At 65.8% G+C, this 15,914-nt stretch carries 11 protein-coding genes; 2 read left to right on the top strand and 9 right to left on the bottom strand.

Going from position 1 to position 15,914, the window contains the following annotated elements; all coding sequences use genetic code 11:
* Positions 1 to 2: 2 nt before the first annotated feature.
* The 6 genes from CAL13_RS06690 to CAL13_RS06665 all read right to left on the bottom strand — a co-directional run bounded on the left by CAL13_RS06690 (position 3) and on the right by CAL13_RS06665 (position 6,032).
* Positions 3 to 539 (bottom strand): iron transporter, encoded by a 537-nt coding sequence (locus tag CAL13_RS06690; protein ID WP_086071885.1) that lies wholly within the window; start codon positions 537 to 539, stop codon positions 3 to 5.
* A 276-nt stretch (positions 540 to 815) separates the two neighbouring features.
* The gene (gene phaR / locus CAL13_RS06685) at positions 816 to 1,376 is read right to left on the bottom strand and encodes a polyhydroxyalkanoate synthesis repressor PhaR (RefSeq protein ID WP_086056711.1); all 561 of its coding nucleotides are present in this window, start codon (positions 1,374 to 1,376) and stop codon (positions 816 to 818) included.
* 294 nt (positions 1,377 to 1,670) lie between these two features.
* Entirely contained in the window at positions 1,671 to 2,408 is a 738-nt protein-coding gene (phbB, locus tag CAL13_RS06680; RefSeq protein WP_086056710.1) for an acetoacetyl-CoA reductase, read from the bottom strand.
* 81 nt (positions 2,409 to 2,489) lie between these two features.
* A complete protein-coding gene (gene phaC, locus CAL13_RS06675) occupies positions 2,490 to 4,130 on the bottom strand; it encodes a class I poly(R)-hydroxyalkanoic acid synthase (RefSeq protein ID WP_086071884.1) in 1,641 nt (546 codons plus the stop codon).
* Positions 4,131 to 4,290: 160 nt separating this feature from the next.
* Positions 4,291 to 5,076, bottom strand: coding sequence for a peptidoglycan editing factor PgeF (pgeF, locus tag CAL13_RS06670; RefSeq protein WP_086071883.1), 786 nt, complete (start codon positions 5,074 to 5,076; stop codon positions 4,291 to 4,293).
* Entirely contained in the window at positions 5,073 to 6,032 is a 960-nt protein-coding gene (locus tag CAL13_RS06665) for an RluA family pseudouridine synthase (protein ID WP_086056707.1), read from the bottom strand. Before CAL13_RS06665 ends, pgeF begins: the two co-directional genes overlap by 4 nt.
* 137 nt (positions 6,033 to 6,169) lie before the next feature.
* Between CAL13_RS06665 and CAL13_RS06660 the strand changes: the two genes are divergently transcribed.
* Positions 6,170 to 6,934, top strand: coding sequence for an outer membrane protein assembly factor BamD (locus CAL13_RS06660; RefSeq protein WP_232462593.1), 765 nt, complete (start codon positions 6,170 to 6,172; stop codon positions 6,932 to 6,934).
* A 112-nt stretch (positions 6,935 to 7,046) separates the two neighbouring features.
* On the opposite strand, the gene CAL13_RS06655 is transcribed toward CAL13_RS06660, so the two are convergent.
* Positions 7,047 to 9,242, bottom strand: a complete 2,196-nt coding sequence (locus tag CAL13_RS06655) for an ATP-dependent DNA helicase (protein ID WP_086073544.1) — start codon at positions 9,240 to 9,242, stop codon at positions 7,047 to 7,049.
* A gap of 160 nt (positions 9,243 to 9,402) precedes the next feature.
* Between CAL13_RS06655 and tex the strand changes: the two genes are divergently transcribed.
* A complete protein-coding gene (gene tex / locus CAL13_RS06650; protein ID WP_086073543.1) occupies positions 9,403 to 11,796 on the top strand; it encodes an RNA-binding transcriptional accessory protein Tex in 2,394 nt (797 codons plus the stop codon).
* A gap of 21 nt (positions 11,797 to 11,817) precedes the next feature.
* Here the strand turns inward: tex and CAL13_RS06645 are convergent, their stop codons facing one another.
* Both CAL13_RS06645 and CAL13_RS06635 read right to left on the bottom strand, forming a co-directional pair.
* Positions 11,818 to 12,750 carry an NEL domain-containing protein gene (locus CAL13_RS06645; protein ID WP_232467821.1) on the bottom strand — a complete coding sequence of 311 codons (933 nt, stop codon included), beginning with the start codon at positions 12,748 to 12,750 and terminating at the stop codon, positions 11,818 to 11,820.
* A 1,797-nt stretch (positions 12,751 to 14,547) separates the two neighbouring features.
* Complete coding sequence (locus CAL13_RS06635) at positions 14,548 to 15,909, bottom strand: tryptophan--tRNA ligase (RefSeq protein WP_086071880.1); 1,362 nt, start codon at positions 15,907 to 15,909, stop codon at positions 14,548 to 14,550.
* Positions 15,910 to 15,914 lie beyond the last annotated feature (5 nt).

The raw sequence follows: 15,914 nt of genomic DNA, 5'->3' as shown, positions 1-15,914 counted from the left end.
CATCAGTAGCCACCCTTCTTGCCGGTGCCGGCATAGACGAACTCATAGTCCAGCTCGAACGGCTTGAACCATGGCCCCACACCGGTTTCCTTGTCGATGTGCCGGCCGAAATGGCTGTGCGCATCGGCCGTGGGCGGCGAAATGGAGTACTTCAGCTTGTACTTGCCCGGTCCTTCCAATTTGACGTTCTCGCCGTAATGCGGGCCGTCATTGGCCACCATCGGCATCAGCGTGCCTTTCTGCACCTTGTCGCTGCCGACCTTCTGCAGCTCGTACTTCACGACCAGATAAGGCATCCACTCGCCCTCCGGGAACCCGGTGGGGTTATCCGCGGTGGCGTGGATGTCGGCTTCCAGGTGGATGTCCGAGTCCTTGGCCGGACGCATGATCCCCGGAGGATCCATTTCGATGGGCTGCAGGTAGACGGCGCCGATCTCCATTCCGCCTTTTTCCGTGGGCTTGCCGATCGGATATTCCGCAGCCGAGGCCGTGCCGCAAATGGCAAGGCTGGCAGCCAGCACCAGAGCCTGTTTGATCATCGATTTCTTCCTTTCGGCGCGCGAAGCGCCGGCATGCGACCGTAAAGTTGAAAGCATAGGGAAAAGCAAAGCGGAATGCAAACAAGAACCGTTTTCATGCAGATGCGGAATTGCTCATCCGCCGACGTGCCCGCTTTGCCTTGCACCCACCCGGGCAGCCGACCGGCCACCCGAAGCATATTGACACACCCGCAAACCAGCGGTTCCCGCCATCGTGAACAGGGGGCTGGCAGGTTCGCCAGCCCCTTTCAACGTTGCGCGCCTCGCGTTACCGCGCTACTTGCGATTCCCCTGGCTGGCGCCCGGGAAAGGGAAAGACGAGAACATTGAACGCGTCTGGTCCTGCATCTTGTCCTGCATCTGCACGAACAGATTCTTGCTCTGCTCGATGTAGCTGTTCATCATGTTCTGCATCATGGGCGCCTGGCCATTCATGAATTGCGCCCAGGCCTCGGGACCGAACTGGCTGCCGTAGAGCCCCTTGGACTGCTCGGCCATCCGTTCCTGGATTTCCATGAAGGCCTGAATGTTCTTTTCCAGGTAGGACCCCATGATTCCCTGCATGGCGTGCCCATAGAAACGGATGATCTGCGCCAGCATGTTGGACGAGAACATCGGCACGCCGCCACCCTCTTCCTCCAGGATGATTTGCAGCAGGATGCTCCGCGTCAGGTCCTCGCCGCTTTTTGCGTCCACGACCTGGAAAGACTCGTTGGCCAGCACCAGCTGCTTGACATCCGCCAGGGTGATGTACGTGCTGGTCTGCGTGTCGTACAAGCGGCGGTTCGGGTACTTCTTGATCAGGCGCGTGCTGCCGCCTGCTTGGGCTTGCGTCATGGTTGTCCCCTGCGGGTCATCGTGTTGTACTTATGAGAACGACATCGGTTCGGATCGGCCCGATACGAACGCCGCGTCGCCGTGCAACGGCCTATATCTTAGTTATCCAGGGCGCTGCGCGCCAGCCGCCTTTCCCCTCATGAAAAACCGGCGCCCCAACAATCGGGAACGCCGCGGATCCGGCTCCGCCGGTCCGCCAGCGTGCCCCCTTGGAAGGGGAAGCGCGAAAGCGCTTCGGGGGGTGGCTTTTCCTTGGCTTTTCCTTGGCTTTTCCTTCGCTTTCGCTTCGCTTCCCTAGTGCATATGCAAGCCGCCATTCAGCGAAAAGTCCGCGCCGGTCGCGAAGCCTGACTGGTCCGACGCCAGCCAGGAAACGATGGAAGCGATTTCCTCCGGCGTACCGAGGCGGCGCACGGGAATGGTGGCGACGATTTTTTCCAGGACATCGGGCCGGATGGCGCGCACCATATCCGTGCCGATATAACCCGGCGATACCGTGTTCACCGTGACGCCCTTGCTCGCAACCTCCTGCGCCAGCGCCATGGTGAAACCGTGGATGCCGGCCTTGGCCGTCGAATAATTGGTTTGCCCGAACTGGCCCTTCTGGCCGTTCACCGAACTGATGTTGATGATGCGGCCCCACTGGCGATCCACCATGTGCTCCAGCACCTGTTTGGTAACGTTGAACAGGCTGTTCAAATTGGTGTCGATCACCGCGCGCCAGTCGTCCAGCGACATTTTGCGGAACAATCCATCGCGCGTAATGCCCGCGTTGTTCACCAGCACATCGACGGGGCCCAGTTCTTCGCGCACCTTCTCGAAAGCGCGCACGGTGGAATCCCAATCCGAAACATTCCCCACCGACGCATAGAAGGTGTAGCCCTGGGCCGCTTGTTCATCGAGCCACTGCTGGTAGTTACGGCTGGGGCCGCACCCCGCGACGACCTTGAAGCCGTCCTTGGCGAGCCGCTGGCAGATCGACGTTCCTATGCCGCCCATGCCGCCTGTCACATATGCGAGTTTTTCACTCATCGGTATTCTCCTGTCTGCGACCGTCCCTGCGAACGTTCCGATTCCTGCTGTTTTCCTGCCAGATTGCTCCGGGCCGTGCCTCTAGGTTGCGCGCACCCGGACGTAGCGGCCGGGCGCAGGCTCGATCGGCGGATATCGCCGGTTGCCGGCGCGCGCCGGCGCCTTGATCTGCTTGCCGGCATGGCGCTGCAACCACGCCGCCCAGTCCGGCCACCAGCTTCCGGGGCAGTCCTGGGCCCGTTCCAGCCACGCCGTCGGATCGCCTGGCAGCGGCTCGCGGCCATCGTCGTCGGGCGTGCCGATGGCCCAATAGCTGCGCCGCTTTTTCTCCGGCGGATTGATGACGCCCGCGATATGGCCTGATGCGCCGAGCACGAAGCGCAGCGGACCGCGCAGCAACTGCGTCGACGCATAGGCGGAGGTCCACGGCACGATGTGATCGTCGCGCGAACCGAATACGTACGCCGGCATTGTCAGCCGGGTCAGGTCCAGCGGGACATCTCCCACCACGCAACGCCCTGGCACCTTCAGATTGTTTTCCAGATAGGTATTGCGGAAATACCAGGCGAAGAACGGACCCGGCAGATTGGTGCTGTCCGCGTTCCAGAACAACAGATCGAAGGCGGGCGGCGTACGCCCCTTCAGGTAATTCTCAACGACATAGTTCCAAACCAGTTCGTTGGGCCGCAGGAACGAGAACGTGGTGGCCAGTTCGCGGCCCGACATAAGACCGCCCATGCCGAGTTGACGCTCGCGCAGCAATGCATGGGTTTCATCGACGAAAACCTCCAGCACGCCGGTGTCGCGGAAATCGAGCAAGGTTGTCAACAGCGTCAGGGAAGCAACCGGATTCTCGCCGCGCCCGTGCGCCAGCGCCAGCGCGGACGCCAGCAGCGTTCCGCCGACGCAAAAGCCAAGCGCGTTCACCTGCTCCTGGCCGGTGATTTCCCGAGCGACCCGCAGTGCGGGCAACACCGCGTTATCCAGATAGTCGGCCCATTGCGCCCGATCGATGCCATCGCGGTCGGCAGGGACCGGATTGCGCCACGACATCATGAAGACGGTGAAACCGGCCTGGACCGCGTACCGCACGAAAGAGTTTTCCGGGCGCAGATCCAGGATGTAGAACTTGTTGATGTTCGGCGGCACGATGACCAGCGGACGCTCATGCACCTTGGCCGTGGCCGGCGTGTACTGGATCAGCTGGAACAGCGGGTTTTCAAAGACGACCTGCCCTGGCGTGACGGCCACATTGACGCCGATTTCGAACTGGCTTTCGTCGGTTTGCGAAATGCGGCCCTTGCGCAGGTCGTTCATCAGATTGGCCATGCCGTCGTCCAGCGCCTTGCCGGCGGTCGAGAGAATGGACGCCTGCGCGTCGGGATTCAGGGCCAGGAAGTTCGACGGCGCGATGGCGTCCAGCCATTGCATGATGGAAAACCGCAACCGCGACCGCATGGCTTCGCTGACGTCGGCCGCGTCAACCATGCGCAGCATTGCGCGGCCCGACAGCAGATACGCGTGCGCCATGAGCAAATGCGACGGACTTTTGCGCCAGGCCTCGCCCGCAAAGCGCTTGTCCGCAGGCGGCTCCAGCCGGCCGGCCCGCGCGTCTTCGGCAAGGCGAAGCCACTCGCGCGAGAAATCGGCCTGTATCTGAGACAGGATGTCCGGCGCAACCCCCACCGGAACGGGCCATGCTGCGGATGGATGGGCACTCACCTTGACACCTTGTTATGGTCTCTTCCGAAAAGCATGGTGCATTGCGGGTGTGGGAGTGTCAATGCGGGATTCTCAGGGGAGCCGTGCCGCGCCAAACCCAACGCGCCGCGCCGGTTTCCCGCCACACCGGCTTCAGTGCCGGTTCCCCGCCACACCGGCTTCAGTCCCGGCAAAGCCAGGCCAGCAGCGCCATGCGGCCGGTCTGCCCATCACGCCGATAGGAAAAAAACCGCCCCGGGTCGGAAACCGTGCAATGTCCGCTGCAATGCACTGTGTCAACACCCGCCCGGCGCAAACGCGCCGCGGCCAGGCCCGGCAGATCGGCAAGCCATTTCCCGGGCCGGCCGGCGACAGGGCTGAATCGGTCTGCCGTGCCGGGGCCATCGCCGGCGAACGCGTCGAAGACGTCCTGTCCGACCTCGAAGGCGCCCGGGCCGATCCCTGGCCCTATCCACGCATGCCAGCCCGCCGCATCGGGGCACTTGGCGCGCAGCGCGTTCAATGTGTTTTCCAATACCCCGCCCGCCAGGCCGCGCCAGCCGGCGTGCGCCGCGCCCACCGCACGTCCGCGCGTCTCGACGATCAATACCGGCAGGCAGTCCGCCACCATGATCGCCAGCGGACGGTTCAACGCCGCGGTCACCGACGCATCGGCTGCCGGTTCTTCTTCAACCGGTCCGTCGGCGTCGATGACGCGATTGCCATGCACCTGCCTGAGCCAGAGGGGATCGGCCGGCAGCACGGCGCGCAGCCGGCGCCGGTTCTCCGCCACGACTTCGGGCCGGTCGCCCGCGCGCAACCCCAGGTTCAAGCTGTCATAAGGCTCCGAGCCCGCGCCGCCCATACGGGTCGTGCAGAAATAGCGCACACCGGTCCATTGCGGGCCGGTCACGATGGGCAGCTGCGCCGCGCCCGGGCGTTCGAAAAAATCCACGGTTTCTTTCATTCGTTCCAGGTTATGGCGCGACAGGCGGCCGCCATGTCGTCGGGCGGCGGCGCATCGAAGGACAAAGGCCCTGCGCCGGCGGGATCCTCGAACCGCAGCGACCGGGCATGGAGCATTTGGCGCGTTGCGCCGGCGGCCGGCTTGCCGCCGTATAACGTATCGCCCAGCAACGGGTGTCCCAGGCTGGCCAGGTGGACCCGGATCTGGTGCGTGCGCCCGGTTTCCAGGCGGCAGATGACCCGGGACACGCGCACGTTGTCCGCGGCGCCCAGCGCTTCCGGATGGTAATGGGTGACCGCCTGTTTCGGCGCGATGGGCCGCTCCACGCTCATCCGCACCGGGACGCGGGCGTCGCGCCCGATCGGGCGGTCCACCGTGCCGGCCGCCGATATCCAGCCGTGCGCCAGCGCCAGGTATTCGCGCCCCATGGTGCGCGCCTGCAGTTGCCGCACCAGATGGGTCTGCGCCTGCTCCGTCCGGGCCACCACCAGCAGCCCCGACGTGTCCTTGTCCAGCCGGTGCACGATGCCGGCGCGGGCCACGCCGCGCAGCTCGGGGTAGCGGAAGAGCAGCCCGTTGAGCAAGGTGCCGCGCCAGTTGCCTGCGCCCGGATGCGTGACCAGCCCCGCCGGCTTGTCGACGACGATCCAGGCCGGGCTGTCCGCCACGACCCGGAAATCCACGGGTTGCGGCTCGAAGGCCTGATCGTCGGGCGCCGGTTGTTCCCAGACCGCGATCACGTCGCCCGGCCCGACGGCCTGCCGCACTTTGGCGGGTGCGCCATTGACATGCACGTAGCCGGCCTCGATCCAGCCCTGCAGCCGGCTGCGCGAATGTTCGGTGAGCAGGCCCGATAGAACCTTGTCCAGGCGGTCGGCTCGGACGGTTTCCGGCACGCGCAAAATCTGGGGATCGTCGTCGGAGGGCAGATCGGCCCCGGCGGCTATATCGGACATGGAGACAAATCATATAATCGACGCAGCCATGCTAACACCAAGGAAATGACCTCGTGATTCACCGCGTTCCCGTCCCCTCGTTTTCCGCCTCCCGCTTCGGGTCGGTCGCGCGCCTCTGCCTTGCGCTCGCCTTCACGGTGCTGCTCGCCGCCTGCGCGTCCAGCGGCACCAAGGTCGATAAGACCGCCGGCTGGAGCGCCGAACAGCTTTACAACGACGGCAAGCAGGAAATGGACGCCGGCAACTGGAAAGACGCCCGCGACCGCATGACGGCCGTCGAAAGCCGCTACCCGTTCGGCATCTACGCGCAGCAGGCGCTGATGAACCTGGCGTACATCAACTGGAAGGACGGCGAGAATGAGCAGGCCCTGGCCGCCATCGACCGCTTCCAGCAGCTGTATCCCAACCACCCCGGCACGGACTACATGCTTTACCTGAAGGGTTTGATCAATTTCACGCCCGCCAGCGCATTCATGACCAATCTCACCGGCCAGGATCCCAGCGAACGGGATCCCAAGGGCCTGCGGGCGTCGTATGACGCCTTCAACGAGCTGATCAAGCGCTACCCGGACAGCAAGTACGCGGCGGATGCCAAGCTGCGCGTGGTCTGGCTGGTCAACGCGATTGCCGGCAACGAAGTCCACGTGGCGCGCTATTACTACGAACGCGGCGCCTACGTGGCGGCGGCCAACCGGGCGCAAACGGTGATCACGGATTTCCAGGGTGCCCCGGCGACCGAGGAAGCGCTGTACATCCTGTACAAGTCCTACGAAAAGCTGAACATGCCTCAGCTGGAAAAGGACGCGAAGCGGGTGCTGGACGCCAATTTCCCGAACAGCAAGTACCCCACCCAGGGTTTCGCGCAGGACAAGAACTGGTGGGACCCCTGGAGCTGGCTGTAAGCCACCCCAAACGCCTCCTTCGGGAGGCGTTTTGCTTTCCAGGTCACCCGTGCGCGGCAAACGGACCGCCGCATGAATGTGCGGCCTTACGGCCGGGATGCAGCGGATCCGGCTACGCCGGTCCGCCAGCGTCGTCCGCTTGAGGCGGTGGCGCGCCAGCGCTTCCGGGGCGAGCCTTGCCCAGGGATGGGCCTTCCCTCAAAAACTCCACGGCTGCCGCCAAGTCGCGCGTGCGGGCAAACGGCGGCAAACCGCGCCATAGGCGCTTGCCATAGCTTTTTTCGACCAAGCGCACGTCGCCGACCATCAGCACGCCCCAGTCGCCCATGGTGCGGATCAGGCGTCCGGCGCCCTGTTTCAGGGCAATGGCCGCTTCCGGCAACTGATACTCCGCGAATGGATTGCCCCCGCGCGAGCGGCACTCCCGCAGCCGGGCCTCGATCACCGGATCGTCGGGTGGCGCGAAAGGCAGCTTGTCGATGGCGACCAGCGTCAGCATCTCGCCGGGCAAATCGATCCCTTCCCAAAAGCTCGCGCTTCCCACCAGGACCGGGTGCGTCAGCGTACGGAACCGGTCCAGCAGATCGCGGCGCGTGCCTTCTCCCTGGCGCAGCAGCGGCCAATCGACGCCGTCGGCCTCGAATGCATCGGCCAGCAATCCCGCGAAGCGCTCCACAGCGCGCAGCGTCGTGCAGAGCACCAGGGCGCCGCCTGGACTCGCATGCAGCAACGGCATGAGGGTGTCGACGAAGCGTTCGGCAAAGCGCGGCGCCTGGGGCTCCGGCAAATCCTTGGGCACGAACAGCAGCCCTTGCGTGGCGTAGTCGAACGGCGACTCCCAGTGGCCGGTTTCGGCGTCCTGCAAACCAAGCTGGCGCGTGAAATGACCGAAATCGCCATGCACCGACAACGTCGCGGACGTCAGCACCCACGCCTGGCCGGATTTCCGGTAACGGGAGAACGCCTGCGCCACCGAAAGCGGCGCGGCATGTAGACGTACGTGGTGCGTACCGTGCTCCACCCAGCGCACCGCCGGCCCGGTCCAGTCCGTGAGCGGCGGCGGCGTGGCAGCCGGATGACGGGGACGGTCGCCGGCAGCGTCCGATGCGGGCGCGTCGACACCCGTAGCCGGCACGCCGGCGGCCATGGCGGCCGACCATGCCGCGATGACCGCCTCATCGCTGTCTTCCACGGAGGCGGCCGGCACCCCTTCGGGGGGAGGCGGCGGCGCCCAGCGCTTCAGCCGCAGCAGAATATCCGCCCCCTGCCGGGCGGCGGCAGCCAGATCCGGATGTTTCTCGGCGACCTGCGTCAGGGCTCGCGTGACCGTGTGAACGGCTTCGTTCAACACGCGCAGCGCCGCGTGGAAGCCTTCCGGTTCGGGCACGGCTTCGAAGGTGGCCTTGCGGCCCGGCATGGTCTCGATGGCGGCGCATGCCAGCCGCAGCTCCCGGGCGGCATGCTCGAGCTTGCGCGAAGCCTCGCCCCAGTTGTTGGCCTCGCGGGCGTAAGCCAGGCCGGCGGCTTCGGCCGCACGCCCGAAGTCGAGCAGCTGGTGGGTGGAAAGGCTCGTACCCAGGAAACGCGTGGCGGTGTCGGGCAACTGATGCGCTTCGTCGAAGATGACCGTATCCGCCTCCGGCAGAAGATCGGTAACGCCTTCTTCCCGCAGCACCAGATCCGCCATGAACAACGCATGGTTGACCACCACGACGTCGGCCTCCTGGGCCTGGCGGCGCGCCTTCACCACAAAGCAATCGCGAATGCGTGGACATTCCTGGCCCAGGCAGTTTTCACGGGTGGAGGTAACGCGCTGCCAGATGTCGGCATCTTCCGGCACCTGCGGAAGGTCAGCGCGGTCCCCGGTTTTCGTCACCGCGGCGAACCGTTGAATGTGCCGGAGCTGGCCGATTTCCGCGCGTGACTTCAACGCGCGATCGTCGCCGGACAGGCGGTCCAAGTGGTAATGGCACAGGTAGTTGCCGCGCCCCTTCAGCAAGGCGGCCGTGACGGGCACGGCCAAGGCGGCGCGCACCCGGGGCAAGTCGCGTGTAAAGAGCTGGTCCTGCAGCGTGCGCGTACCGGTGGAAATCAGCACCTTGCCGCCGCCCAGGAAAGCCGGCACCAGGTAAGCCCAGGTTTTTCCGATACCCGTGCCCGCCTCGGCCACCAGCGTGGCGCGGCTGGAGATGGCCTTTTCGATGGCCTGCGCCAGCGCCACCTGCGACGGGCGCATGCGATAGCCCGGCGACGCTTTGGCAAGCGGGCCGTCTTCGGCGAAATATTCGGCGAGCTCCAGGTGCAGCATGAAAAACAAGCGGGCGGGACAGCCTGCATCATACCGCCCGTCATCGGGCGATCCTTCAAAAAGGGACGATATGGTCCCGGGCGCATTTTTTGGACACGAGCCCTTGTGGCAAAATCCGGCGCTTGTTTTTCCTCGTTTTTCCTTCTTCGTCGCCCAAGAGATGCCTGAAACCAACGCCACTACGTCTGCAGCCCCCGCCATCGACCAAGCCCGCATCGTCGCGCAACTTGCCGCCGAACTGGGGGTGCGTCCCGCCCAGGTGGCGTCCGCGGTCGAACTGCTGGACGACGGCGCCACGGTGCCCTTCATCGCGCGCTATCGCAAGGAGGCGACCGGCGGCCTGGACGACACGGTGCTGCGCAACCTCGAAGTACGGCTGAGCTATCTGCGCGAACTGGAAGAACGACGCGCGGCCATCCTGGAATCGGTGGGCCAGCAGGGCAAGCTGACGCCCGAACTGCAGAAGGAAATCGAGGCGGCCGACACCAAGCAGCGGCTGGAAGACCTTTACGCGCCCTACAAGCCGAAGCGCCGCACCCGCGCGCAAATCGCGCGGGAGGCGGGCCTGGAGCCGCTGGCCGATGCCATCCTGGCCGACCCGGCCTGCGACCCCGCCGCACTGGCGCAGCAATACCTGAATGCGGAAGCCTCGATCAACGACGCCAAGGCGGCGCTAGACGGCGCGCGCGATATCCTGGCCGAGCGTTACGCGGAAAACGCGGACCTGCTCGAGAACATGCGGGAACATCTCTGGTCCACCGGACTGCTTTATTCCAAGATGGTGGAAGGCAAGGAAGAAGAAGGAGCGAATTTCCGCGACTGGTTCGACTTCAGCGAACCGCTGCGCACCCTGCCCTCGCATCGCGTGCTTGCGCTGCTGCGCGGCCGCCAGCAAGGCGTGCTGGAGCTGCGTCTGGGCCTGGAACCGGAGCGGGAAGCGGAAACGCCGCACCCTTGCGTGGTGCGGATCGCCAATTTCCTCAAGCTCGGTCCCGGGCTGTTCGACATCGATGCCACGCCCCGCAACCGCTGGCTGGGTGAAGTCTGCCGCTGGACCTGGCGCGTCAAACTGCTTTCGGCATTCGAAAGCGAACTGATCGGACGCTTGCGCGAAAGCGCCGAAGCCGAAGCGATCCGAGTGTTCTCCGCCAACCTGAAGGACCTGCTGCTGGCCGCGCCGGCCGGCCCGCGCGCGGTGCTGGGGCTGGACCCGGGCATCCGTACCGGCGTGAAGGTCGCAGCCATCGACCGCACCGGCAAAGTGGTGCAGACGGCCACGGTGTACCCCTTCGAACCGCGCCGCGATCGCGAAGGCGCCATCGCGGCGCTGGCCGCCATCGCGGCCAAGCACAAGATCGAATTGGTGGCCATCGGCAACGGCACGGCATCGCGGGAAACCGAGAAGCTGGTGGGCGAACTGATGTCGCGCTATCCGGAATTGGGCCTGACCCGCGTGGTGGTTTCCGAGGCGGGCGCGTCGGTGTATTCGGCCTCGGAACTGGCGGCACAGGAATTCCCGGACCTGGACGTCAGCCTGCGCGGCGCTGTTTCGATCGCGCGGCGCCTGCAGGACCCGCTGGCCGAACTGGTCAAGATCGAACCCAAGGCCATTGGCGTGGGCCAATACCAGCACGACGTCAATCAGCGCGAGCTGGCCCGCTCGCTGGACGCCGTCATCGAGGACTGCGTGAACGCCGTCGGTGTGGACGTGAACACGGCGTCGGTGCCGCTGCTTGCGCGCGTGTCTGGCCTGAACGCCCTGCTGGCCAGGAACATCGTTGCCTGGCGCGACGAAAATGGCGCCTTCCCCTCGCGCGAAGCGCTGCGCAAGGTGCCGCGCTTTGGCGAGAAGGCTTTCGAACAGGCCGCGGGCTTCCTGCGCATCCGCGACGGCGAGAATCCGCTGGATGCATCGTCGGTGCACCCGGAAGCCTATCCCGTGGTCGAACGCATCCTGGCGAAGATCCAGGCCGACGTTCGCGCCGTGATGGGTCAAAGGGAAGCGCTGAAAGGCCTGTCGCCGGCCGAATTCACCGACGAGCGGTTTGGTGTGCCCACGGTGCGCGACATCTTCGCCGAACTGGAAAAACCGGGCCGCGATCCGCGTCCGGAATTCAAGACGGCGCAGTTCAAGGAGGGCGTCGAAACCTTGAACGACCTGCACGAGGGCATGATTCTGGAAGGCGTGGTCACCAACGTGGCGAACTTCGGCGCCTTCGTCGACATCGGCGTGCACCAGGATGGGCTGGTCCACATCTCCGCGCTGTCGGAAAAGTTCGTCAAGGATCCGCGCGACGTCGTGCGTGTCGGCCAGACCGTGCAGGTGAAAGTGCTGGAAGTGGACGTCCCGCGCAAACGCGTGGCGTTGACCATGCGCTTGAACGACACCGCGGCTGCGCCCCGGCGGGCCGCGTCCGGAGACAGCCGCGGCGCAGGCGGTGCGCGGCAGGCCGGAGACCGGTCGCGCCGCAACGGCGCGGATGGGCGAAGCGCGCCGGCGGGCGGCGCCATGGCAGACGCCATGGCGCAGGCGCTGGCCAAGCTGAAGCGCTAGCCGCACCCTTCGTCGACGGCCCTAGCCCGGCGGCGTGCGGGCGTCTTCCCGCGCCGCCGCCTCTTCCACGGCCTCGCGTTCCGGCGCCTGTTCCAAGGTCTGCAGGCGCGCGCGCGTCAACGGCGCCAGTGCTTCGTACCGGATACGGCGCATGATCGACGGACCAAGGTCCTTGCGCGCATCTTCCACCGCATCGCGGTCGGCGGCATCCAGCCCAAGCTTGTCGACTTCTTCCTGCAATCGCTGCTTGAACGTCGATGCCAGCAGCCGATGCGCTTCCTGTTCCGCCTGCGCATACGCCTGCGGGTCCTGGCGTCGCAGCAAGGTCTGCCACGGCTCGTAGTCCAGCACCAGAAAGTCATCGAATTCTTCGCGCTCCCGCGCGAGCACGGTATCCCGGGCGGCCGTCAGGTCGGCCTGGCTCAACCCCGAAAGCGGGTAGAACTGCATGGCGGGCGCTACCGTGGTCAGGCCGAGGACGCTGCGCAGCCTCACGACATACGCCAGGTACAGCTCGACGGGATCCTCCACCGCATGGCCGCGTTCATGGCGCCGCGCGATGTCCGTCAATATATCGATGCGGAACATCTGCCGCGCGGTATCCAGCACCTCGTCGATACGTTCGTCATAGACGCCGTTCCGGATGTCGTCGTTGCGGCGCAGATTCTGGGCGTCGTTCCAGGTAGCGACGAGGCGGTCCTCGCAGCTTTCGGTTCCACCCCGGCATACGGCCAGCGTTTCGTCCAGCAGCGTCGCGCGATCCGGCTTGGAAAGCTCCGCCAGCCAATCGTGGACTTGCGCCCGGAATGCGGGGTCGCGATAGCTGAGGGTGGCCCGCAACCGGTCCAGGAAGATGGCGAATTCCTTGGCGTCGGCGCGCGTCCCCAACGCCCGATCGATGGCTTCCCAGCGGCTTTGCGCCTGGACCGACGGTTCGGTCCACCAGTGCCGCACCACCTGCGCCAAGGCTCAGCCGCATCAGCCGTGGAGGCAGGGCCAGAACGGTGCGCCGCAACCGGTTGTTGGCAAGGTTCAGGTCCTCGAGACTTTGGGGCAGGTTCGATGGCAATGCCGAAATGCCGGTTCCTGAAGCGTCCAGCACCAGCAGCGACGGCGGAAGATTGCGCCAGACACGGATCGGGTTGTTCGAGATATCCAATATCCTGAGGTCCGCCGGGAGCGGTGGCACGCTGTTCAGCCCGCGATGAGACAGATTGAGCCGCATCTCCCAGCGCCCGCTGGCGCCGCGCAGCGCCGCCTTCAGTGCGGAGCTGTCCAGCCCCCCATAACAGGCGATTTCGCGCAGTTGGGTCCTGAGATAGTTCACCGCCAGTTGCCGCGCCGTGATCAGTCCTTCGTCGTCCGATAGCGGCATGCCCACGCGCGGTCCCCTGTCGGGATCGTGCACCAGCCATTCCAACCAGGCGCTTTCCAGCGCCGGATCCAGGGCAGGCTCGCCTGCGGCGGCCGGATTTTCGAACGGGTGCTCGTTCTGCAGCAGGCCCGTCATGTTGTTGTACACCGCCGCAAACTCCTGGACCGCCGCCTCGGTCGTACCGAATCGGAGCGCATCCAGATCCAGATGCCAGGTGTTGCCGCGCACCGGCGCATCCAGTGACGGCCTGGTGCCGGCCACGCCGCCGTGTTCGCCCAGCACGATATGAGGTACCTGATCGAGCCGTTCGTAATACGCGGCCATCGCATTCAGGATCGCCACGCCCCGCGGCGTGCCGGCGACCCGGTCCAGCAAGGCGCGGAAGGCTTCGAGGCGCTCCCCGCTCGCACCGAGGAGGCCCTGGCTCAAGGCGTTGTGGAACCGGGTCAATTGGGCGGCATCCGGCGTCATCCGTACGTTCAAAGACGATGCCGCGCCCACCCGGGCGCGGCCCTGCGAACCCGCGCGAAGGCGCCGCATACCGCCGGCCAGACTGGGCGCGCCGGCCTGCCGCCACAAGCCTTCGGCGCGATCGAACACCAGCCTGTACGCGACGATATCCGCCACGATTCCCGGCGGCGCGACCACCCGCCAGATGCGCCGCGCGGCCGTGGAAGCGGCCGCATCCTTCGCCACTTCGACATAGTCGGCGCCCAGGCAAGCGTAATGTGCACCGTCCAGGACGACCGTGCCATCCCCTCTCGGCCGGCGGCCCGAAAGCGCGCGCAAAGTCGACGGCGACGCGACCCGATAGCGCTCCAGACTCGCCAGGGGCATGACGTTGTGCAGCCAGCCGCCAGTATCCGCGATCAACAGCGCCCCCACGCGCTCACCTGCGGTATCGGTTTGGGTATACATTCCCGAGGCGCCGCCATAGGGCAGCAAGGTGAGCCGGTCGCCTTGATGGTTATGCGCGGAGATTTTCGGCAGGACGCCGATGGCCTCGTTGGCCGCGGTGGCGCGCGCCGTGCTATGGCTACGAACGCGCCACACGCCGTCGGGAATACTGTAGCGGCGTACCGTCGCGACAAGCCGGTCGAGCGCGTGCGCGAGCTGAGGCGCCCCCGGCCGCAATGCCGCGGCGACGCGCTGGATATCGAGGGGACGCAGCCGGCCCCACGTTTGCGCGGCCGATCGGGCCAGGCTGCTCCTGATACGGTCCGGCAGCGCGGCCAGGCCGCCAGCGAAGCGGCGCAGCCCATGGCCGGCTTGCCGGCCGGCGATCCCGACGCGCCATGTCGGGATGGGTCGGTATGGCGGGGCCGCGGTTCCGCCCGTCCTAGCGATTCGGCCTGTTCTTGATGGTACCCGGCCGGTTATTCCTGGGCGGCGGCAAGCGCAGCCAGCGCGTCGCTCGTGCGCGTCATGGCCGCGTCGCGAGTGGCCTCGTCGGCGCGATCGGGACCATGCGCCACGGTCGCGCCATTCACCATCGCGGCATAGCCAAGACCTTCCGCGCGCAGCGACACCGGCGCGGATTGCAGGCTGCGCATGACGGCGCCGGCCTGCTTTGGATCGGCGTAGGCGATGGAACAAAGCAGCTCTTCGCCGTCCTGTGCCAGGAGGCGGAAGCGGAAGCTGCCCGATTCATCGCGGAAGCTGACGAAACGCGCCCCCCGCGACGCCTGCTTCTTGCCCGCTTTCGCCGGCGCGCTCTGCCGAACCGCTTCCAGACGGCGCAGCCCCACGGCATGGCGCAGCCGGGCCATGAAAGGCACGGCCAGCTTGCGAGCCTTCTCGGCGCCGGCCATCAGAATTTCCTCGATTCGCTCGGGCCGGGCCATGAGTTCGACATAACGCTCGCGCATTGCCGCCAGGTCGCGCTCCAGCAGGTCGCATAAGGCCTGCTTGGCATCGCCCCATCCCATGCCTGCTTCGAGCGCCTGGCGGAAGCTGGCGGACGCCTCGGCCGACGCAAAGGCGCGATAGAGCGTATAGAGATGTGAGTTTTCCGCGTCCTTCGGTTCGCCAGGCTGGCGCGAATCGGTCACGATACGCATGACGGCCGACCGCAAGGCCGATGCGCCACCCTCGAACAGCGGAATCGTATTGTTGTAGCTCTTGGACATCTTGCGGCCGTCCAGGCCCGGCAGCGTGGCCACCTCTTCGGCGATCACGACTTCGGGCAGCACGAAATACTCGTCGCCGTACAGATGGTTGAAGCGCTGGGCGATATCGCGCGCCATTTCCAAATGCTGGATCTGATCCCGCCCCACCGGCACCTTGTGCGCGTTGAACAGGAGGATGTCCGCCGCCATGAGCACGGGGTACGAGAACAATCCCATGCTGACGCCGTCGTCCGGCTCGATGCCCTTTTCCGTATTCTGGTCCACCGCGGCCTTGTAGGCGTGGGCGCGGTTCATCAGCCCCTTCGGCGTGACGCAAGTCAGCAGCCAGCACAGCTCGGGAATTTCCGGAATATCGGATTGCCGGTAGAACGTCACCCGTTCGGGATCCAGGCCCGCCGCCAGCCAGGTCGCCGCGATCTCCAGCCGGGACCGCGCCACCCGCTCGGGGTCTTCCGTCGTTTTGATCAGCGCGTGATAGTCCGCCAGGAAAAAGAACGCGTCCACGCCGGGCTGCTCGCTGGCCTGGATGGCGGGACGGATGGCGCCGGCGTAATTGCCCAGATGCGGGGTGCCGGAAGTGGTGATGCCGGTAAGGACGCGGGTGTTCATGGCGT

Source organism: Bordetella genomosp. 9, assembly GCF_002119725.1.
Taxonomy (GTDB): Bacteria; Pseudomonadota; Gammaproteobacteria; order Burkholderiales; family Burkholderiaceae_B; genus Bordetella_C.
Note: the sequence above shows the minus strand (reverse complement) of the source record. Positions and strands in the feature narration are given on the sequence as shown.